This window comes from Acinetobacter sp. ANC 4558, from assembly GCF_002135375.1.
Classification (GTDB): Bacteria; Pseudomonadota; Gammaproteobacteria; order Pseudomonadales; family Moraxellaceae; genus Acinetobacter.
The window spans coordinates 1-20,998 of the sequence record NZ_NEGH01000002.1 but is presented as its reverse complement, the minus strand read 5'-3'; the positions used below and the strand labels follow the sequence as shown (position 1 = coordinate 20,998).

Annotated in this window: 19 protein-coding genes and 1 pseudogene; 14 read left to right on the top strand and 6 right to left on the bottom strand. The window is 35.7% G+C overall.

The features are described from left to right. Positions 1–3 precede the first annotated feature (3 nt). The 11 genes from B9T31_RS02575 (at position 4) to B9T31_RS02525 (ending at position 12,050) form a co-directional block, all read left to right on the top strand. Positions 4–765 carry a fumarylacetoacetate hydrolase family protein gene (locus B9T31_RS02575; protein ID WP_086180411.1) on the top strand — a complete coding sequence of 254 codons (762 nt, stop codon included), beginning with the start codon at positions 4–6 and terminating at the stop codon, positions 763–765. 19 nt (positions 766–784) lie between these two features. Next, the gene (gene hpaE / locus B9T31_RS02570) at positions 785–2,245 is read left to right on the top strand and encodes a 5-carboxymethyl-2-hydroxymuconate semialdehyde dehydrogenase (protein WP_086180410.1); all 1,461 of its coding nucleotides are present in this window, start codon (positions 785–787) and stop codon (positions 2,243–2,245) included. A 51-nt stretch (positions 2,246–2,296) separates the two neighbouring features. After that, positions 2,297–3,148, top strand: coding sequence for a 3,4-dihydroxyphenylacetate 2,3-dioxygenase (gene hpaD, locus B9T31_RS02565; protein WP_086180409.1), 852 nt, complete (start codon positions 2,297–2,299; stop codon positions 3,146–3,148). A gap of 11 nt (positions 3,149–3,159) precedes the next feature. Then, on the top strand, positions 3,160–3,549 hold the full coding sequence (locus B9T31_RS02560) for a 5-carboxymethyl-2-hydroxymuconate Delta-isomerase (protein ID WP_086180408.1): 390 nt from the start codon (positions 3,160–3,162) through the stop codon (positions 3,547–3,549). Positions 3,550–3,565: 16 nt separating this feature from the next. Continuing rightward, positions 3,566–4,369: a 2-oxo-hept-4-ene-1,7-dioate hydratase gene (hpaH, locus tag B9T31_RS02555; RefSeq protein ID WP_086180407.1), complete on the top strand. Its 804-nt coding sequence runs from the start codon at positions 3,566–3,568 to the stop codon at positions 4,367–4,369. A 10-nt stretch (positions 4,370–4,379) separates the two neighbouring features. Beyond that, positions 4,380–5,183 (top strand): 4-hydroxy-2-oxoheptanedioate aldolase, encoded by an 804-nt coding sequence (gene hpaI, locus B9T31_RS02550; RefSeq protein ID WP_086180406.1) that lies wholly within the window; start codon positions 4,380–4,382, stop codon positions 5,181–5,183. Positions 5,184–5,901: 718 nt separating this feature from the next. Continuing rightward, positions 5,902–7,302, top strand: coding sequence for an MFS transporter (locus tag B9T31_RS02545; RefSeq protein WP_086180405.1), 1,401 nt, complete (start codon positions 5,902–5,904; stop codon positions 7,300–7,302). A 327-nt stretch (positions 7,303–7,629) separates the two neighbouring features. Continuing rightward, positions 7,630–8,898 (top strand): p-hydroxyphenylacetate 3-hydroxylase oxygenase component, encoded by a 1,269-nt coding sequence (locus tag B9T31_RS02540; protein ID WP_086180404.1) that lies wholly within the window; start codon positions 7,630–7,632, stop codon positions 8,896–8,898. 16 nt (positions 8,899–8,914) lie between these two features. Next, positions 8,915–9,856, top strand: coding sequence for a p-hydroxyphenylacetate 3-hydroxylase reductase component (locus B9T31_RS02535; RefSeq protein WP_086180403.1), 942 nt, complete (start codon positions 8,915–8,917; stop codon positions 9,854–9,856). A 212-nt stretch (positions 9,857–10,068) separates the two neighbouring features. After that, complete coding sequence (hpaR, locus tag B9T31_RS02530; protein ID WP_086180402.1) at positions 10,069–10,494, top strand: homoprotocatechuate degradation operon regulator HpaR; 426 nt, start codon at positions 10,069–10,071, stop codon at positions 10,492–10,494. Positions 10,495–11,066: 572 nt separating this feature from the next. After that, entirely contained in the window at positions 11,067–12,050 is a 984-nt protein-coding gene (locus tag B9T31_RS02525; protein WP_086180401.1) for an AraC family transcriptional regulator, read from the top strand. Between the two features lie 68 nt (positions 12,051–12,118). Here the strand turns inward: B9T31_RS02525 and B9T31_RS02520 are convergent, their stop codons facing one another. The 6 genes from B9T31_RS02520 to B9T31_RS02495 all read right to left on the bottom strand — a co-directional run bounded on the left by B9T31_RS02520 (position 12,119) and on the right by B9T31_RS02495 (position 18,219). Then, positions 12,119–13,462 (bottom strand): MFS transporter, encoded by a 1,344-nt coding sequence (locus tag B9T31_RS02520; protein WP_086180400.1) that lies wholly within the window; start codon positions 13,460–13,462, stop codon positions 12,119–12,121. Positions 13,463–13,843: 381 nt separating this feature from the next. Beyond that, positions 13,844–14,899: an anthranilate 1,2-dioxygenase electron transfer component AntC gene (gene antC / locus B9T31_RS02515; RefSeq protein WP_171264673.1), complete on the bottom strand. Its 1,056-nt coding sequence runs from the start codon at positions 14,897–14,899 to the stop codon at positions 13,844–13,846. 5 nt (positions 14,900–14,904) lie between these two features. Then, the gene (gene antB, locus B9T31_RS02510; RefSeq protein ID WP_086180398.1) at positions 14,905–15,396 is read right to left on the bottom strand and encodes an anthranilate 1,2-dioxygenase small subunit; all 492 of its coding nucleotides are present in this window, start codon (positions 15,394–15,396) and stop codon (positions 14,905–14,907) included. Positions 15,397–15,398: 2 nt separating this feature from the next. Then, positions 15,399–16,814: an anthranilate 1,2-dioxygenase large subunit gene (gene antA / locus B9T31_RS02505; RefSeq protein ID WP_086180397.1), complete on the bottom strand. Its 1,416-nt coding sequence runs from the start codon at positions 16,812–16,814 to the stop codon at positions 15,399–15,401. Between the two features lie 323 nt (positions 16,815–17,137). Continuing rightward, the gene (locus tag B9T31_RS02500) at positions 17,138–17,530 is read right to left on the bottom strand and encodes a DUF4440 domain-containing protein (RefSeq protein WP_086180396.1); all 393 of its coding nucleotides are present in this window, start codon (positions 17,528–17,530) and stop codon (positions 17,138–17,140) included. A 221-nt stretch (positions 17,531–17,751) separates the two neighbouring features. After that, complete coding sequence (locus B9T31_RS02495) at positions 17,752–18,219, bottom strand: MarR family winged helix-turn-helix transcriptional regulator (protein ID WP_086180395.1); 468 nt, start codon at positions 18,217–18,219, stop codon at positions 17,752–17,754. Positions 18,220–18,352: 133 nt separating this feature from the next. On the opposite strand from B9T31_RS02495, the gene B9T31_RS02490 reads away from it, so the two are divergent. From B9T31_RS02490 to B9T31_RS02480, 3 genes and pseudogenes are all read left to right on the top strand, one after another. Then, positions 18,353–19,465, top strand: coding sequence for an amidase (locus B9T31_RS02490; RefSeq protein WP_086180394.1), 1,113 nt, complete (start codon positions 18,353–18,355; stop codon positions 19,463–19,465). Between the two features lie 18 nt (positions 19,466–19,483). Continuing rightward, positions 19,484–20,650, top strand: coding sequence for an acyl-CoA dehydrogenase family protein (locus tag B9T31_RS02485; protein ID WP_086180393.1), 1,167 nt, complete (start codon positions 19,484–19,486; stop codon positions 20,648–20,650). 31 nt (positions 20,651–20,681) lie between these two features. Beyond that, positions 20,682–20,998 (top strand): annotated as a pseudogene (locus tag B9T31_RS02480) (nuclear transport factor 2 family protein); the annotation flags it as partial.

The window sequence follows — 20,998 nt, the reverse complement described above, 5'->3', positions numbered from 1 at the left end:
TACATGAAAACTGCACGTATTCGTCATAATGGTGAAATTTTCAATGTTGAAGTGAATGATGCACTTCAAGTCATCCTTCCAGATGGTCAAATTTATAATGAACAAGACGTAGAGTGGTTGCCACCTGCGCAAGGAACCATGTTTGCATTAGGTTTAAACTATGCAGATCATGCACGTGAGCTAGCATTTGAGCCACCTAAAGAACCGTTGATCTTTATCAAAGCTGCAAATACATATACAGGGCATAATCATCAAACTTGGCGACCAGACCATGTTGATTATATGCATTATGAATGTGAACTTGTTGCTGTTATTGGTAAAGAAGCTAAAAATGTGAAGCGTGAACATGCATTAGATTATATTGCTGGCTATACGTTATGCAATGATTATGCAATTCGTGACTTTTTAGAAAATTATTATCGTCCAAATTTAAGAGTAAAAAATCGTCAAGCGACAACACCCGTGGGTCCTTATATTATTGATAAACGTTTAGTGCCATTACCCAATAATTTAATTTTAAAAACATGGGTAAATGGTGAGTTACGCCAAGAGGGCACAACAGCGGATATGATTTTTGATGTGCCATTTTTGCTGGAGTACCTTTCAGCATTTATGACTTTACAACCTGGAGACATGATTGCAACAGGTACCCCTGAAGGATTATCTGATGTCATTCCTGGAGATGAAGTGATCGTAGAAATTGAAGGTATTGGAAAACTACGTAATTTCATTGTCTCAGAATCAGAATTTTTTAAAACAATTTAAAAGTTAAGGGATTAACAGAATGATTAAGCATTGGATTAATGGTAAAGAGGTTGAAAGTCGAGAAACCTTTACCAACTATAACCCAGCAACAAATGAAGCACTTGGTGAAGTTGCAAGTGGAGGTCATGAAGAAATTAATCTTGCCGTAAATGCTGCACGTAAAGCATTTCCTCAGTGGTCTAAAACACCTGCAAAAGAACGTGCTCGGTTAATGCGTAATTTGGGCGAATTAATTGATCAAAATGTTGAAAAAATAGCAAAATTAGAAACCTTAGATACAGGCTTACCTATTCACCAGACTAAAAATGTACTGATTCCGCGTGCATCACATAATTTTAACTTTTTTGCTGAAGTCTGCACACGGATGAATGGGCATAGTTATCCTGTCGATGATCAAATGCTGAACTATACATTACATCAACCCATCGGTGTCTGTGGTTTAGTCTCGCCTTGGAATGTCCCTTTTATGACTGCAACCTGGAAAACTGCACCATGCTTGGCACTGGGTAATACTGCCGTTTTAAAAATGTCTGAATTATCACCATTAACAGCAAATGAGTTAGGGCGACTGGCACTTGAAGCAGGTATTCCTGAAGGGGTTTTTAATGTCGTTCAAGGATATGGTGCAACAGCAGGTGATGCATTAGTTAGACATCCAGATATACGAGCAATTTCATTTACTGGCGGAACTGCAACGGGGCGTAAAATTATGGCCAATGCAGGATTGAAAAAATACTCAATGGAATTGGGTGGAAAATCACCTGTTTTGATTTTTGAAGATGCAGATTTAGAACGTGCATTAGATGCAGCGTTATTTACCATTTTTTCTTTAAATGGCGAGCGTTGCACTGCGGGAAGTCGTATTTTTATTCAAGAATCTGTCTATGATGCATTTGTAAAAGAATTTGCATGCCGTGCTAAAAATATTTTGGTTGGTGATCCGCAAGATAGCAAAACACAAGTGGGTTCAATGATCACCCAAGCACATTACAGCAAAGTTACGGGCTACATTAAAATTGGTATTGAAGAAGGTGCCAACTTAGTTGCAGGTGGTTTGGAGCGTCCAAAGGGTTTAGCAGCGCATTTAAAAAATGGTCAATTTATTCAGCCTACTGTTTTTGCCGATGTTGATAATCGAATGCGTATTGCCCAAGAAGAAATTTTTGGTCCCGTCGTATGTTTAATGAAGTTTAAAGATGAAGCTGAAGCACTTCGTTTAGCAAATGATGTTGAATATGGTTTGGCATCTTATATTTGGACACAAGATATTACGAAAGCACATCGTTTAGCAGCAGGTATTGAGGCTGGAATGGTCTTTATTAATAGTCAAAATGTGCGTGATTTACGTCAGCCATTTGGCGGAATTAAAGGTTCTGGTACAGGTCGCGAGGGTGGTGAATATAGTTTTGAGGTATTCACAGAACTTAAAAATGTGTGTATTTCGATGGGAACTCACCATATTCCAAAGTGGGGTGTATAAACACCGATTGGTCAAGCATAAAAATATTGAACAAATTTCAGGAAGAAAAATATGGGCAAGTTTGCGTTAGCTGCAAAAATTACACATGTACCCTCTATGTATTTATCAGAACTACCCGGTCCACATCAGGGATGTCGTCAAGCAGCAATTGATGGTCATATTGAAATTGGGCGACGCTGTAGAGCATTAGGGGTAGATACCATTGTGGTATTAGACAGTCATTGGTTAGTCAATAGTGCATTTCACATCAATTGTGGTGCGTATTTTGAAGGCATTTATACCAGTAATGAGTTACCTCATTTTATTCAAGATATGCGTTTTGCATATGAGGGAAATCCTGAGTTTGGCAAATTGATGCAAGAAGAAATTGCACAAACAGGAGTTCGTGTCCAGTCTCATAATATTAAAAGTTTAGAGCTGGAATATGGGACGCTGGTTCCTATGCGTTATATGAATCAAGATCGCCATTTTAAAGTCGTTTCAGTCTCTGCATTTTTAACTTCACATGAATTACAAGATAGTCGTAAATTCGGGGAAGGTTTACGCAAAGCAATTGAAAAATATGATGGGACTATTGCTGTATTTGCTAGTGGTTCATTATCACATCGGTTTATTTGGGATCGTGAAGCAAGTCGTGGAATGGATTCTTATACTCGAGAATGGGATCGTCAAGTTGATAAACATGTCGTAGGTATGTGGGAACGAGGTGAGTGGGCTGAATTTACAGCAATGCTCCCTGAATATGCTGAATATTGCTATGGCGAAGGTGGAATGCATGATACCGCAATGTTACTTGGATTGTTGGGGTGGGATAATTATGACAAGCCTGTAGAAATTATTACTGCCGCATTTCCAAGTTCAGGTACAGGGCAAATTAACGCCATTTTTCCTGTGAATGATTAGGAGATTAAACGATGCCACATTTTATTACGGAATATAGTGCCAACATTCAAAATGATATTGATTTTAAAGATTTTTTTGGACGAGTAAACATATTTTTGGGGAATACAGGTATTTTTCCTCTTGGTGGAGTTCGTAGCCGTGCGATTCGAATGGATGATTATGTGATTGCTGATGCACGACATGATTATGCTTTTATTCATATGACCTTAAAAGTAGGAGCAGGACGAGACTTAGAAACTCGTCAACATGTGGCAGAAGCACTATTTGCATTGATAGATGAGTATTTTAAACCATTAAAAGATCAGAGATTATTAGCAATCTCTTTTGAAATGACGGAACTTGATCCGATATTGAATTACAAATCAAATAATATTCATCAATTTTTAAATGCTCAGAAATAGATATGGATAAATCGATATGCTAGATTCAGAAAAAATTAAATTTTTAGCACAACAGTTAGATCAAGCTGAAAAAACACAGCACCAAATACGTCAATTTTCTTTACAGTATCCAGACATGACCATTGAAGATGCTTATGCTATTCAAAAGGAATGGGTTGCCCATAAAATTACAACGGGACGCAAGCTTATAGGTCATAAAATTGGTCTTACATCCCGTGCCATGCAAGTATCATCCAATATTACAGAACCTGATTATGGTGTGTTATTAGATGATATGTTATTTGAAGAAGGTTCTGATATTCCATTTGAACGCTTTATTGTGCCACGTGTGGAGGTCGAACTAGCATTTATTTTAGGAAAAGATTTAACAGGACCAAATTGTACTATTTTTGATGTTCTTGATGCGACTGATTATATTATTCCAGCAATTGAAATTATTGATGCACGTTTACATAACGTAGACCCTGAAACACAAATAACACGAAAAGTCTTTGATACTATTTCCGATAATGCGGCAAATGCAGGAATCATTTTAGGTGGTCGTCCGATTCAACCACATACGTTAGATTTACGACGTATTTCCGCTATTTTATACCGCAATGGTGTCATTGAAGAATCAGGCGTTTCTGCTGCAGTTTTAAATAATCCCGTGAAAGGGGTAGCTTGGTTAGCAAATAAATTACACCCTTATGGTGTGAGTTTAAAAGCAGGTCAAATTATTTTAGGCGGTTCTTTTACTCGACCTGTTGCCGCACGATCTGGTGATACATTTCATATTGATTATGATCAGTTAGGTTCCGTTGCATTTCGTTTTGTATAAGGGGAATAACGTGCTAGATTTCACTAATATTTTCAAACAAAAATTAAAAAATCAGCAACAAATTGGAATGTGGCTGGGCATGGCAGATGGATATGCTGCTGAAATTGCCGCAAATGCAGGATTTGATTGGTTATTAATAGATGGTGAACATGCACCAAATGATTTACGTACTATCTTACATCAACTCCAATCCATCGCAGCTTATAAAAGCCAAGCAATTGTTCGTCCTGTTGTGGGAGATGTTGTATTAATTAAGCAATTATTAGACATTGGTGCACAAACATTATTGATTCCAATGGTTGAAACAGCAGAACAAGCAAAATTAATGGTTCAAGCAACACGTTATCCGCCAGAAGGTATCCGTGGGGTAGGATCTGCTCTAGCAAGAGCTTCTCGTTGGAATAATTTAACCACATACTTAAATGATGCAGATGAGCAAATTTGTGTATTGGTTCAGATTGAATCCAAAAAAGGTCTAGATAATCTTGATGAAATTTTAAACGTTGAGGGGGTCGATGGGGTATTTATTGGTCCAGCAGATTTATCGGCTGCGTTAGGTCATCGAGGAAATCCAGCACATTCAGAAGTACAAGAGATTATTATTTCAAGTATTCAAAAAATCCGAAAGGCAGGAAAAGCGGCAGGTATTTTATCTGCGGATGAAACGCTGGCGAAACAATATTTAAATTTGGGGACTGAGTTTGTTGCAGTTGGCGTAGATACCAGTTTACTAATGAAATCAATGAATCAACTATTAGCCAAATTTAAAGGGACCTCAGAATTTAAGGAAAGTACTGGGTCAAATATTTATTAAGAGTAATAAATAGGCAATTCAAAAATATAGATTCAGTTAGACGATATGTTTTATCGAGATGTGCTATTTGAGGTTTAATCACAAATATATCGGTAATTCGTATTGAAGTATGTATATCAGCAAAAAGGATCTTATGGATCCTTTTTTTCGCATTAATTTATGTCTTATTTAGATATGAAAATGATTAATATTTAAAGTGAGTAATAATAAAGTTCTTTCAAAGAAATAGCGTACAGGTTCAGTATACCTTGCTTAAACTCAATAAAATTCAATGATTTTTTTGTTTTATCTATTTGATTTAATTTGAAATAAAAGAAAACCATGAAAAGTGCAAATTAAAGTCAATTTAGTACCTTTATCATCAGAAACAGATCCTTTAAAAAGAGAGATAGGTAAAACACTATCTTAGTAAAATAAGTAAGGATTAGCTGATGAGAGACCACATTTATATAGATATGGTTGTCGATAATCAGATTGCAACGTTAAATTTTAGACGAGCTCAATTTTTGTAATGCAGTTTTCGAATAAAAATATGTATTTTTACAAAATGTAATGAGTCGTTAATGAGGTTGAGTGCTTCATTCAAATTTTGAAGAACGATCAAACTTTTAATTTTGTGTTTAATCCGAATAGAAATGAGGGTGAGCTAGCAAAATTTTATAGTTGTTAGATGGATTTTCTCATCCAGTAGATGATTAGCTTTCGAGAGGGACATCCTATGTCTACAGCACATGCTGTTCAAAATCAAAATAAGTTATCTGTAAATGACCGTAAAGTGGCTTTTGCTACAATTATCGGTACAACAATAGAATGGTATGATTTTTTTATTTATGCAGCAGCGGCAGGTTTAGTTTTTACGCAATTATTTTTTGCACCTGCTGGGCAAACTCTAGGTACTCTTTTAGCTTTTGCAACAGTTGGATTAAGCTTTTTATTTCGCCCATTGGGTGCATTATTAGCAGGTCATTTTGGTGATAAAATTGGTCGTCGTACCATTTTGGTTGTTACGTTAATTTGTATGGGAGTCTCTACGGCACTCATTGGTTTATTACCAACCTATGACAGTATTGGATTATGGGCACCTGTCTTACTTTTGTCTCTACGTATTATTCAAGGTCTATCTGCAGGCGGAGAATGGGGTGGTGCAGTATTGATGGCAGTTGAACATGCACCCACACATAAACGTGGGCGTTTTGGATCATTTCCACAAATTGGTGTGCCATTGGGATTACTTTTAGCATCAGCAATGTTTGCTTTAATGAGCGGGATTATTGCGCCAGGTGATGCATTTTTAGAATGGGGCTGGCGTGTTCCATTTTTATTTAGCATCGTTTTACTTTTTGTTGGACATTGGATCCGTAAGTCCGTTGAAGAAAGTCCAGTTTTTGAAGAAATTAAAGAACGTAATGCAGCATCTAAAACCCCAATTATAGATTTATTTAAAAACCATACTTGGCTGGTGATTACGGCTGCATTGGTTTTTGCAGGAAATAGTGCGATTGGTTATATGACAACTGGTGGATTTATTCAAAATTATACCACCAATCCTGAAGGTTCTTTGGCACTACCACGCACAGCTGTTTTAATCAGTGTCACTGTTTCAGCGGCAGTATGGTTGTTATTTACTTGGATATCTGGTGGATTATCCGACAAGATTGGTCGTCGAAACACTTATATTATTGGATTTATTATCCAATTATTTGGCGTATTGGCATTATTTCCATTGGTTAATTTAGGAAGTATTTGGTCTGTCTCTATAGCATTGTGTTTCTTATCTGTTGGTATTGGAATGACTTATGGTGCACAAGCAGCCTTTTATTCTGAATTATTTCCTGCATCCATTCGGTTTTCAGGTGTCTCAATCTCATATGCGATTGGAGCAATTTTAGGAGGTGCATTTTCCCCACTGATTGCCTCATGGCTAGTGAGTGTCACACATAGTACATCTTCAGTGGCATTTTATTTAGCAATGATGACGTTAATTGGTTTGTGTGCAACACTGATATTACGTGATCGTTCTGGGATTCCATTGGGACCAGAATATGAAGAACTTCAGAATGAATCGGCATTTTATAGTGGTAAAAAGAAAAGTACCAATTTATATAGAAATAAAGTGTAATACATCAACACGAAACTGGTTGAATAGATATTTTAAGGACCGAGAGTTAAGAGTTAAAATATTCCTATTTACCATTTAAGCATATATTACACATGATAAAAAACCTCTCACATGATAGTGCAGAGGTTTTTTATTCTTATGATTCATTAGATTATCCTTTTAAATTGAGGGTGTGGAAAGTGCCAGTTAAAGTCGGGAAAATACATTAATTTTTGCGCCATATTCTTGAATAATGTAATTCATCTTGCAGGGTTTTCTTGTATTTGAAGAGTTTACAGATTCAATATTTTTTTATTGAAAAAAAAGATATAAAGGGAAAAAAGACATATGGAAAATACCATTCATTTAAATAGAAATGATTTAACCGATCAACATCATCAAGATTATTCTAAATTGTCTTATATGAAGGCAACTACATCGCATTCAGTGAATGCGAAAAACAATCTCATTGAAAAAGTGAAAGAAATATTACCGATTATTGCTGCAAATGCAGAGAAAGCAGAACAACTTCGTCAAGTCCCAGATGAAAATATTACTTTATTGAAAGAAATTGGACTACATCGGGCTTTTCAACCCAGAGTCTATGGTGGTCTGGAAATGAGTTTGCCTGATTTTGCAAATTGTATTGTGATATTAGCTGGGGCATGTGCAGGAACAGCATGGGCATTTAGTTTATTGTGTACACATAGCCATCAAATTTCGATGTTTTCAAAGCGCCTTCAGGATGAAATTTGGCTAAATTGTCCAGATGCCACCGCAAGTAGTTCAATTGCTCCTTTTGGTCAGGTAGACGAGGTTGATGGTGGTATACATTTGACAGGCGATTATGGCTGGAGTAGTGGTTGTGATCACGCTGAATATGCAATTGTTGGGTTCAATCGTGTGGGGGAGGATGGAAATAAAGTTTATTGTTTTGGCGTTATTCCACGTAAGGACTATATTATCAATGACAATTGGTTTGCAGGCGCAATAAAAGGAAGTGGTTCTAAACAATTGCAAATCCGAAATTTATTTATTCCAGAATATAGAATTCAAAAAGCGAAAGATATGATGGAAGGAAAATCGGCAGGTTATGGCTTATATCCTGACAGCAAAATTTTTTATTCACCTTATCGACCCTACTTTGCCAGTGGTTTTTCGGCAGTGAGTTTAGGCATTGCGGAGCGCATGTTGGATGCATTCAAAACCAAACAAAAAACGAGAATTCGTGCCTATACAGGTGCAAATTTAGGAGCATCAACACCTGCACTTATGCGTTTAGCAGAATCTACCCATCAAGTTGCTGCAGCTCGAGCACTCTTAGAAAAAACATGGGAAGATCATCGGATACATGGTGAAAAGCATATGTATCCATCTCAAGAAACATTGGCATTCTGGCGTACCAATCAAGCATATGCTGTAAAACTCTGCATTGAGGCAGTCGATCGTTTATTTGCCGCAGCAGGTGCAACCAGTTGGCTAGATGGGCAAGAATTACAGCGACTATTTCGTGATTCACATATGACAGGCGCACATGCATATACAGACTATGATGTTTGTGCACAAATTTTAGGTCGTGAATTAATGGGATTAGCTCCAGACCTAAGCATGGTTTGAAAGAAGGAGAGCTCAAATGAATGTCATGAATACTCTGGTAGAAACCAGTTTTGATCCAAAATCTTTTAGACGTGCGCTAGGGAATTTCGCAACTGGCGTGACCATTATGACTGCACAAAATGAACAAGGTGAAAAAGTGGGAGTGACTGCCAATAGTTTTAATTCAGTATCCTTAGATCCACCATTAATTTTGTGGAGTATTGATAAGCGGTCTTCAAGTTTTAATGTATTTGCCCAAGCTTCTCATTTTTCTGTGAATATTTTATCCGCAGATCAAATCGAGTTATCTAATCAATTTGCACGTGCAAAAGAAGAGAAATATGCCAATATTGACTTTGATTTAGGGGCAGGAAATTCACCGTTATTGAAAGCGTGTTCGGCAGTTTTTGAATGTGAACGTTATGATATTCTTGAAGGTGGAGATCATTGGATTATTTTGGGAAGGGTGATTAATTTTCAAGATTATGGGCGATCACCACTTTTATATCATCAAGGTGCATATTCTTCAGTATTACCGCATCCAAGATTAAATATTCAAATAGAAGAAACAGCGCGCACTTTTCCAGTGCATTTATATGAAAATATGTATTATTTATTGACGCAAGCTGTACGAACCTATACCAATGATTATCAACCAAAACAACTTGCTTCAGGTTTTCGCACAAGTGAAGCACGTTTATTATTGGTTTTAGACAGTAAAACAGCAATCTTAAAAGATGATTTACAACGTGAAGTTGCGATGCCAGTTCATGAACTTGAGCAGGCTATGGAAGTTTTAGTTCAAAAAGGTTTGTTGATTGATAAAGAGAATACCTTAGAATTAACAGAACAAGGTGTAGATCGTGCCAAAATGTTATATAAAATTGCAGAAAGTCATCAAGCAGAAGTATTGCAACAATATACAGATGCTGACAAAGAAAAATTTAAAGTCATGCTCAAAACTTTAATTGGAATTTAAATATTTATACCTAAAGGAAAATTGATTGTTCACTTTTCCTTTAGGTATATTGAATACAATATGGTGAGTTTTATAAGATATTTAAGTTAACTGTGGTTCTTTATATATTGAAGATTATTCTATGACATTAAAAATTGATCAATTATTTGGCGCTATGTAATTAATTTAAATTTTGTTAGAATAGTTAATATATTAATATTATGCTAACTTACATGAAAAATATTCGTCCATCTTTAACACTTGCCTTATTAGAAGCTCGTGAAGCATTAATGACTCATTTTCGTCCAGAATTAAATGAAGTGGGTTTGACTGAGCAGCAATGGCGAATTATTCGTACTTTAGCGCAATATGAAGAATTAGATAGTACAACTTTGGCAGATAAAGCCTGTATTTTAAAGCCAAGTCTGACTGGAATTATTAATCGAATGTTAGAAACGGGGCTTATCATTCGTCGTCGTTCTGATATAGACCAACGTTTCTTATTTATTTCATTAAGCGAAGAAGGACATACGATTTTCAATCAAATGCGTGGACGGATGGAAAGTCGATATCAACAGATCCAAGATCGTTTTGGTGAAGAAAAAATGCAACAACTTATGATTTTATTAAAGGAAATTCAAAGCTTAAAGCAAGATTAAATTATGGTATTCAAGTGATTAGATATCAAAATAATTTTAAGAGTTAAAATAATATATCATGTGAAATATGGTGAATGCTGAAGGAGGATTTTAAATCATATTGAATCACTGATTATATTAATAAAATATGATTTATTTTAATCAAAGATTTTTGATTCAATTGTAAAGCAATCTATTTAAAAGAATGATAATAAAAAATAATGATTTTAATTTTTTTGCTTAAGATGTATTTAAAAATAAAAATAAGTATTTGTTTTATATAATAAAACATAAGTTTAATTTAAATTGAAGAAATATAATTGATAATGATTTTTATTTCTATATTTGAATGTAGGGAGTAATGTTATAAGAATATTTTGAGATAATGATTGAATAATTAATTCAAAATATACCTTCTAGGTATGTAAATGTTTAAATTGAGTATATCTCAGAGAGAAATATAATTTACTGCTATATTTCTAAGAAATTCTATGCTTATATTAGATTATAAATATAAACCAATTAAAGGAAATGAGTTGGTCTATATTGTGCTTATCGTAATTCGCAATATTTTTTAGCTAGGTGAAAAGGATATGACATCACTCAGCCATGCAGATTTAAAACACCATTCTCGTAAAGCAGATTTTGCTCAAACTTTGATGTCTTCAATTTGTGGAGATCATCAATTAGATACGAGTTGCCGTAATGAATTAGATTTTCATTACGATGGAATTCGCTTATTTCATAAACGTATCGCAATGGGAACAATTTGCTATGGTGCAAATGTTGCGATTAATATTTCCAATTTAAAATCCTATAGCATTAGCCTGCCATTACAAGGAAAACAGACGCTTAATTTAAGAGGAGAGCAGTATTCATCTAATCCCAATAAAGGATTGATTGTTTCTAATGCTGAGATGCAAAGTTTATTCATTGATAAATCTTGTACAAAACTACAGGTGGCTATTCCAGAGCGAAGCATACAAATTGTTTTATCAGATTTGTTGAAGAAACCGATTCATGATCCTGTTATTTTTAATCCAGAAATGTGTATGGAAAATAATCAATTTATTGCTGCATGGTGGAATAATGTTCAAAATTTCTTGCAATTAAAACCACAATATCTAGGATTGCATGGTCTAGAAATGCTGTCTGAAGATTATGAAAATTTTATTATCAAAGCTTTATTGCTATCTCAAGAAAATAATTATTCATATGAGTTAAATGGTTTATCAAACGCTCATGAACCGTTATATATTCGTAGAATACGAGATTTTATTATTGAGCATGTTCATGAAGACATTGATATTGAGTCTTTAATTCAAATTGCAGGAGTTTCGAAGTCTAAATTATATGAAGAATTCCAGCAATATTATGGCACGAGCCCAATGCTATATTTAAGAAAATATCGGTTACAACAAATTTATAAAATTTTGACGAATGCTGGTGTAAATAGAAAAGTATCCATTTCACAATTGGCATATGAATGGGGTTTTAATCATCTTGGTCGTTTTTCTCAAGAATATAAAGATGAGTTTGGCGAAAAGCCAAGTGAAACAAAAAATAGATTTTTATAATTATTTCATTTGAATTAAAAAAGCTTATCCAGTGCATTCACTGAATAAGCTTTTTATTTATCTTAATGTTAAGCGATTTCTTCTACTTTTGTTTGAGCATTTACTTTTGATTTTTCACGTAACACTTTTAAACTGAGTGCAATGAATGAAATAAAGGTTGGAATGGCAAGAATGTAGAAAAGACCACTTAATTCTAAATTGAAGGTAAAGATCAGCGCACCAAAGAATGCTCCAATGATCGCTCCAATTCGTCCAATACCATGCATCCAAGAAACGCCAACAGCACGACATGAAGAAGGATATGTCAGTGCAGAAAGTGGTAAAAGTGACGACTGTGCACCTGCTAACATTGCGCCAATTAAGAAAATTGTAATTCCTAAAAAAAGTACATTTGAACTGACAAAACCAGCAACAATAAATAAGATGAAAGCGATTAAATATGAATACTTAATCACAATTGTTGGATTGAGTTTGTCCATATACCAACCCATGACAGTTGCACCAATAACACCACCGAATGGGAAAATTGCAGCAATCAAACTAAATTGTTGAGTTGTAAAACCTGCAGTTTTTAAAATTGTTGGCATCCAGCTGGTTAATAAATAAAACACCAGCAAGCTCATAAAGCAGCATAACCAAAGCATGCTTGAGCTCCATAAATGCTTTCCAAGAACTTGCTTTACAGGGCTTTCATCATTTTTAAGTTCTGCTTGTGCCAACTTTAAAGTTACAGGGTCTGTAAATGCATATCCTTGAATTTTTTCTAAAATCTTTTGTGCTTTTGCATTTTCATTGGCTTTAATTAAATATTGTGTAGATTCAGGAAGTGCGAAAATAAGGGCAACGACTAGTAACAATGGCAGTGCACCACCAATAATAATGACTTTTGCCCAACCTAAACTTTCTAAAAGATATGCTGATAGTACGCCACCACATGAAATACCAAGCATAAAACCACAACCTGCTAATCCTGTAAGGAATGCTTTACGTTTTAATGGCATATATTCAGAAACGATGGTACTAATGTTTGGCATTGCTGCGCCAAGACCAATTCCTGTAAGAAAACGATAAATAGTTAATTCTTGGGTTGAAGAAGCGAAACCACAGAGGATTGTAAAAATTGAGAAGGTAATCGTGGTGGTAATAATAACTTTTTTTCGACCAAATTTATCTGCAAGTGGTCCAGAGATGATGGCACCAATCGACATCCCGATCAGGGCGGCACTTACAACTGGAGCTAACTCTGGTTTCGTAATTCCCCAGTCATCAAGTAAAGAAGGGGCGATAAATCCAATAATTCCCGTGTCCAAACCATCACAGAAAAATACTAAAAACCCAAGTGCAAAAACAAGCCATTGCAGGGGGGAAAGTTTATCTCGGTCAATCACCGTGTTGACATTGACGATCTTCATCTTTATTCCTTTAAATAATAATGTGATTAAATGGCATATGATTTAGTGAAATCATGACCAGATTTAACGCTTTAATTCATCCTGAAAAATGAGGTGTAGCTTTTTGAATATTGAACTCAAAAGGCCAATTTAAAATAATGTTTCAACATTTACATTGATGTAGCGTGTTATATGTTTGCTATGTGATTTGTGCAAGTGAATAACATCTATTTTCGTAGATAAGCGGTTAAAGTTCCTTTGACTCATCGTAAGCTCCATCCTTTCATCTTTATTTTTTATAGCGAAAACTGTATATTTAAATTTTTTCGATCATGTAAACGCTGATATGACTCAGTAAATTTTGAATATATTGAGTCATATCAATGTTGAATTGAAAACGATTTAAATCGTTTCAGGTGTTTTTTGACTCGTCGAATTACTTTGCAAGAATTTCTCACTGTAAAGACGATAATGGCTCAAAGCTTGTGTATCTAACCAAGTTTTAATGGCTTCAACCATTGGCGGTGGCCCACATAAATACATATCAAATGCTTGTGAAGAAAGAGCGTCTGTATTGAAATGTTCATGAATATAACCTGACTTACCTTGCCAGCTTTCAGTGGCATTACTTACCACAGGATGATAGCTAAAATCTTTTATATTCTGTGCATAAGCATGCAGTCTTTCTTGTTCACATAAATCAACTTCATTATTTACCCCATAATAAAGTTGAATAGGTGGTGTATTGGGTTGTTCAGCTAAATGATCGAGCATACCTAAGAATGCGGATAAGCCTGTGCCGCCTGCAACAAAAATTAAAGGTCGTTCAACTTCACGTAAATAAAAACTACCCAAAGGTGCTTCAATGAGAAGAGACTGACCAACCTGACAACGATCACGTAAATAGTTACTCATTACGCCATCAGGTAAGAGTCGAATTAAGAATTGCAGTTGATTTGTTGCATTAGGTCTATTTGCAAATGAATATGAACGTGAATCTTGCGTATCTGGTATTTGTAAACGTGCATATTGACCTGGTAAAAACTGTAACTGTTCTTTATGGCTGCTCGCATCTAAATGTAAAATCGCTGTTGTTTCAGAGATCAACTCTAAACCTGTAACTGTGGTGACTATTTTTAAAGTTTCACCAGCATTACAAATTGAAGAGTCATGATCAAAGTAAAAAGCCGCAGTTGATTTCACACGTGTTTGACACGCAAGCATTTTACGATCTGCTAAATCACGTTCACTTAATGCATCTTCATCAACATATTCTTGTTCATATATGCCAGTTTCACATAAGCCCTGACAGGTACCGCATACACCTTCTCTGCAATCGAGTGGTAAGTTAATACCTTGACGAATTGCAGCATTGAGGAGGAGTTCATTGTCATGAACTGAAATGAAAAAGGTTTTACCATCGGCAAAATTGAGTGCTACAGAATGTCCCATAATCAATTCCCCTAAATATGATAGAAATCTAGAACGGAATCGATTTTGTCATTCAGTAAGATACTGTGTTGACGACGAATACGGAAACTATCTGCTGTTTGGCGTAGTAAATAAGTCGTATGGCCGTAGAAATAGCCTTCTAAGCCTTGGCGATTATAAAATGTTTGCCATGCAACTTTTGCTTCGATCATTCCGTTTTCAAGAACTTGCACACGAATATTATTAACGCTATGCAATGTACGAGGCAGTGGTGTTGCTGATGCAGATTTTCCTGTGCGAATACGGAAAACTCGATCTTCTAGTCCAGTACGGTCTGCATAATAGATATAAGAAAGACCTTGATTTGGATCTTGTACGTAATTATGGTCATCAATCCATTGTGGAATATGATATTCACTATCTTCATCATAAAGATCAAGATATGCATCCCAGTCATAGGCATCACAAAGTTCAGCTTTTTTGTAAAGAAACTGAGATACAGCAAAATGTAATTCTTGTGACATGATTATACCTCATCCACTAATGCATTGTTTTCAAACGTAATATCTTGCATTTTTAATGCTTTATTGTTTAATCCTTTTAGCATTAAATTTTTCCAGTGACCATGTTGGTTGATATAAAGACCTTCATGGGTAATTTCACGACCAGTAATGACTGGATGGATGTTTAAATCTTGCGAGTTTTTGGTCGCGCCGTATTCCCAATGTTGATGACCACGTGAAATATCACTCCAACGTTCTAGGCGAGCTTGGAAGCCACGCTGTTGTTCGCGGAATTCAACCAAGTCATCTGGTGTTCCTAAGCCTGAAACATTGAAGAAATCTTCAAATTGACGAATACGATTACGACGTGCTTCAGCAGATTCACCTTTCACACCAATACATTGGCTCACCACTTCAGTTTTATTCCAAGCCACTGGACGAATAATACGTAGCTGCGAACTAATTTGATCCATAAAGAATAAGCTTGGATAGAGATTCAGGTTTCTTAAACGATGCATTGCCCATTCAGCATATTTCTCACCATATTTTTCAACCATATATGGCATTACGGTGCTATAACCTGGGCGAACAGTTGGATTTGGCATGTCGCTGAATAAAACACTATGACCATTTTTGAAACTAAACCAACCATCATCAGTCTCGTTATCACCTGCACCTAATTTACTGTAATCAAGTGTATCTAGCTCACTGCCATTTGCTATATTGACTTGCTGACGATGCTGTACAGTTGATACATAGTTATAATGCACGGTGCTGACATGATAGCCATCTAAGCCATTTTCATTTTGCAGTTTCCAGTTTCCTGCAAAAGTATAGGCAGATTTTCCTTGCAGTACTTCCAATTCACCTGTTGGTGATTGATTAACCATTAAATCAATAAATAACTTTGCGTCACCTAAAAATTCTTCTAATGTATCTGTTGCTTGAGTATCTAAGCTAACAAATACAAAACCGCGATAGCTTTCAATACGACCTTGTTTTAAGCCACGACTTGCTTTATCAAAATCTTCACAATATTCGCTTGGGGCTTTAACTTTAACCAAACGACCGTCTGATTTATAGCACCATGCATGGAACGGGCAGGTAAATGTAGATTGATTACCTTTTGCAACGCGAGTTAAGGTTGCACCACGATGTTCACATGCATTTACCATTGCATGTAATTGCCCTTGACCATCACGGCTAATGATCATGGGTTGGCGACCAATTTGTACTGTTATAAAATCATGATTATTTGGAATTTCACTTTCATGGCATGCATAAATCCATGCTTTTTCAAAAATGAGTTCCATTTCTAATTCAAATAATTCTGGCTGAGTGAACATGTCACGTGCAATTTTATACACGCCATCTTGAGGACGGAAGTCAATACAGCCCTCAATAAAATCATTCCATTGCTTTAAATTTGATGAAGCCATGTGCTCAATCTTCCATTCAATCTTTTAAGTATGATTGAATCGCGATTTAGGTTGGCAAGCTATCCACTTTTTCCAAATCTTTATCCATTCTGTAGAATTTTCAATAGAATTTTCTGAATAAAATAGAAACTCATGCAGTATTGTTAGATTGAAAGGTTTTTATTTTTAAAAAAGAGCTTGCCATAAAAACATCTTGAGTAAGGTCTAAAAGGAAGGAAATAATTTTGAATATTTTAATTAGATAAGGCACGGATAAAAACCGAAGACCTAGTCACGTAATCGATGATTGAGCAATGAATAGGTCTTAAAGATTTAAGACACTCTTAAGATAAGAATGTTTCTTGTAAATAACGCCACACCATTTTGCCATCAATTTCTTCAATGACTGCACATGAGCGACGAACTAAAACACCAGAGTCTTTGGTATGCTTTTCAGTATAAATTAATGTAATTGCATGTTCAGTATGCGATAGAATCGCTTCGTCATAAATTTCAATTTTAATATCAGGCATTTTACCCTGATTATTTGTAAATAATTGCTTTACTTCTTCAAAATTCCATTGTTTACCAGCGGCACCAACCATTTCAAATTGATTTGAAAAATGATCAAAAAGTGCAGGTAAATCTTGCTCTTGGTGTTTTCCTGTAAAGACATTTTCAATCAGAACATGCATAGTATGAATGCTTTCGATTGCTTTTTCAGTAGAAAGAGCCATATTTATATCCTTATATGATAGAGATTTAACGCTATAATAAATCAAAAATACATGTAAAATTCAATATAATTTTAAAAATTCAAACAAAATAGATTATTTCACTTTTTAGATCATCTTTAATTTACCGTATAGATGAATTGTAGTTGTTTAAATCATAGTCAAAAAAGCTCGTATTTCTTTTAAAATATGAGCTATACATTGAAAAATAGATAAAAGCTAGTTTAGCTAGACGGCATAAGGTCAAATAATTTTTTCATTAAATTATTCAGTTGGGTTAATTCCTCATCTTCAAATGAGTTCAAAATTCCAGAAAGTGCAACAATACTAATTTGATTAATTTGCTCGACTAATGCTTGTCCTTTTTGTGTTAATTTCACCATAGAAATCCGCTCATCTGATGGAGAGGAGAAAACTTCAACAATATCATCCTCCACTAAGCGATAAATTGCTTTTGTTGCAGTAGTAAGTTTTATGGTAGAGAGATTAGCAATATCTGTAATACTTGCTTCTTTGAGTGCATTGGTACTTAAAATAATTTTACGACGGGTATTATCTATACCCAGTTTTTTTATTGATTTTTCAATTAATTGGGTGTATTTCCCATGTGCTTGTGCAATCCAAAAAAAGGGATAGTTTTGCAAACTGCCAGGTTTATTGTTTGGCAAAAATTTTTCTAGGTGTGTGAGCATGATTGGTTAATGTTTTGGGATGATGTTTAGCATTATACAAAAAAATCCTTTATCTACTGTATTAAATATATCTTGACAAACAGGCGACTTATATTAATACTTGTATTTGTAATAAAAATACATGGAAAAGTGAATGAATATTATCGCCAAGGACATCCTACTCGGGGCAGGGTCACTCACTGTGATGGTAAAAGACTCTATAGATATTCAAGGATTTCAAACGCTTTTAGGAAGTAAAGCACTTGAAAATACAGCGCCAGCAGAAAAAAATGCGGTGGTTGTTGATCGTGTTTTAGCAGCTGATTGCAAAATAACGGCTAAAACCAGCCTACATGAATTAGCATTTGGTATTACTGGAATTAACCATGCATATGGAACGGCTTTAAACCCAAAATATCCAGAACTTATTCCAGGTGGTTCATCAAGTGGTTCTGCAGCTGCTGTTGCAGCAAAATTGGCAGATTTTACTTTAGGAACGGATACAGGCGGTTCTATTCGTATGCCTGCGGCTTGTTGTGGTGTTTTTGGTTTAAAACCAACCTACGGTCGTGTCAGCCGTGAAGGTGTGCATCCAGCACAAAGTTCTTTGGATAGTGTTGGACCATTTGCGAATTCAGTTTCTATGCTTGAAACAGCAATGCAGATTATTGATCCGAGTTTTCAACCTATAACGTCATTATCGACAATGCCAAAGCTTGCAATTTTGAATGTGCAAGCGACGGAAGAAGTAGAGCACAGCATTAAATCATTTTTAGCAAAAGCAGGTTATGTTTTTGAATATGTAGATATTCCAAGTTTTGACGATGCTTATCGTGCAGGAATGCAAATTATCAATTACGAGAATTGGCAAGCTTTAGGTGAACTAACTCAAACGGGACTTGTTGGGGCAGATGTGAATGGTCGCTTATTAAAATCGGCAGAAACAACGTTGCAACAAGTTGAAGAAGCACTACAAGTTAAAGAAAAGTTTACTCAAGAAATTGATGATTTACTTGCTACTTATGATGCGTTGTTATTACCCACTTTACCGCAGACTCCGCCTAAAGTTGAAGATGCTGAAAATACAGTTGCATTTTTAAATTTAACTGCACTTGTACGACCATTTAATTTATCTGGTCATCCAGCGCTGACAGTACCATTAGAAACGCCTGAAGGCTTACCTGTTGGATTGCAGATTGTTGCGCGTCGCAATGACGATGAAAAATTATGTGCTATAGCAGATTTTATTGTGAATGCAGCACAGTAAATGACAAGGAGTTTGTTTATGAATGATTTATCTACAAAGGAATTTGTAATGGATAATACCGCAATAGATTTAGATGAATTGTGTCATGAAATTCGTCAGCGAGCTTGCACAGGTGAGTTTGATAACCAAGCTTTTGTTAGCCAAGATATTATTGAAAAACTAAAAAAAATCGGTGTTTATCGCTCTTTTGTTCCTAAACGTTTTGGCGGGTCTGAAGTTTCTCCTCGTCAATTCTGCGAGTTAATAGAACGTCTTTCTATGGCAGATGGCTCTGTTGGTTGGGTTGCTAGTTTTGGAATGAGCCCTGCTTATTTAGGTAGTTTGCCAGAAGAAACTTTGCATAAGTTGTATAAAGATTCTCCTGATATTGTATTTGCGGGTGGTATTTTCCCTCCACAACCTGCGGAAATTACCGATGCTGGTGTGGTTGTTAAAGGGCGTTGGAAGTTTTCGAGTGGTTGTTTGGGTGCAGATGTGGTCGGTGTTGGTATTTCACCGCAAAAAGACAATGAAGCACAAGGCTTACCACGCATGGCGGTATTACCTGCAAGCAAAGCAAAAGTTGAAATGACTTGGGATACTGTCGGCTTAAAAGGCACAGGTAGCCATGATTTAGTGGTTGATAACGTATTGGTTGAGAAAGAGTGGACATTTGTTCGCGGTGAGCCTTCGAAATTGCCAGAACCTTTTTTTAAATACCCATCTTTATCTCTTGCAACTCAAGTTTTAACTGTTGTTGGGATTGGTGTTGCAGCTGCCGCTCTAGATGAGTTTAAAAAATTGGCACCAGGTAAAGCATCAATTACTGGTGGTTCGGAAATTGCAAATCGTCCAGTAACACAATATGAGTTTGCACAAGCAGAGGCAGAGTTTAAAGCAGCTCGAACATGGTTTTATGAAACGATGGATATTGTTTGGAGAGAAGTGATTGAAGGGCGGACTCCTACAATTGCTCAAATTAGTGATATGCGTTTGTCTTGTACACATGCGGCGCGTGTAGCAGCTGAAGTTGCACGAAAAATGCAAATGCTTGCGGGTATGACGGCAATTTATACCAACAATGTCTTTAGTCGATTTGTAAATGATACAAATGTCGTGACACAGCATGCCTTTATGGGGGATGCAACTTTACAAAATGCAGGTTTAGTGAGTTTTGGTTTAAAGCCAGCACCTGGTTATTTATAAAGTATTGAAATTGATGATGTGAGTTTTGGTCATGAGTAAAGAGATTGATTTCACCACAGTATTACAACGCTTAAACAAGCTTGAAGCGGAATCAGCGATTCGTAATTGCATTAACCGTTATATGGAAATTTGCGATGCGTTAAATGCAGATACTAACTTAGATGAGTTAATGGCACTGTTTGATCCCGACAGTATCTGGGAAGGAATTGGTGAAAAGTACGCCAAATCTTTTGGTTGTTATGCATCATGGCAAGCCATTTACGATATGTTCAAAACCTACACTCAAAAAGAATCTCATTTTGTTATGAATGTTCATTTTGTGAATTCAGAGCAAATTTATGTAAATGG

Bases quoted from the DNA above. Each gene is read 5' to 3' on its own strand.
- B9T31_RS02575 (WP_086180411.1), top strand. From the start codon at position 4: ATGAAAACTGCACGTATTCGTCATAATGGTGAAATTTTCAATGTTGAA.
- hpaE (WP_086180410.1), top strand. From the start codon at position 785: ATGATTAAGCATTGGATTAATGGTAAAGAGGTTGAAAGTCGAGAAACC.
- hpaD (WP_086180409.1), top strand. From the start codon at position 2,297: ATGGGCAAGTTTGCGTTAGCTGCAAAAATTACACATGTACCCTCTATG.
- B9T31_RS02560 (WP_086180408.1), top strand. From the start codon at position 3,160: ATGCCACATTTTATTACGGAATATAGTGCCAACATTCAAAATGATATT.
- hpaH (WP_086180407.1), top strand. From the start codon at position 3,566: ATGCTAGATTCAGAAAAAATTAAATTTTTAGCACAACAGTTAGATCAA.
- B9T31_RS02545 (WP_086180405.1), top strand. From the start codon at position 5,902: ATGTCTACAGCACATGCTGTTCAAAATCAAAATAAGTTATCTGTAAAT.
- B9T31_RS02540 (WP_086180404.1), top strand. From the start codon at position 7,630: ATGGAAAATACCATTCATTTAAATAGAAATGATTTAACCGATCAACAT.
- B9T31_RS02535 (WP_086180403.1), top strand. From the start codon at position 8,915: ATGAATGTCATGAATACTCTGGTAGAAACCAGTTTTGATCCAAAATCT.
- hpaR (WP_086180402.1), top strand. From the start codon at position 10,069: ATGAAAAATATTCGTCCATCTTTAACACTTGCCTTATTAGAAGCTCGT.
- B9T31_RS02525 (WP_086180401.1), top strand. From the start codon at position 11,067: ATGACATCACTCAGCCATGCAGATTTAAAACACCATTCTCGTAAAGCA.
- B9T31_RS02520 (WP_086180400.1), bottom strand. From the start codon at position 13,462: ATGAAGATCGTCAATGTCAACACGGTGATTGACCGAGATAAACTTTCC.
- antB (WP_086180398.1), bottom strand. From the start codon at position 15,396: ATGTCACAAGAATTACATTTTGCTGTATCTCAGTTTCTTTACAAAAAA.
- antA (WP_086180397.1), bottom strand. From the start codon at position 16,814: ATGGCTTCATCAAATTTAAAGCAATGGAATGATTTTATTGAGGGCTGT.
- B9T31_RS02500 (WP_086180396.1), bottom strand. From the start codon at position 17,530: ATGGCTCTTTCTACTGAAAAAGCAATCGAAAGCATTCATACTATGCAT.
- B9T31_RS02495 (WP_086180395.1), bottom strand. From the start codon at position 18,219: ATGCTCACACACCTAGAAAAATTTTTGCCAAACAATAAACCTGGCAGT.
- B9T31_RS02490 (WP_086180394.1), top strand. From the start codon at position 18,353: ATGAATATTATCGCCAAGGACATCCTACTCGGGGCAGGGTCACTCACT.
- B9T31_RS02485 (WP_086180393.1), top strand. From the start codon at position 19,484: ATGAATGATTTATCTACAAAGGAATTTGTAATGGATAATACCGCAATA.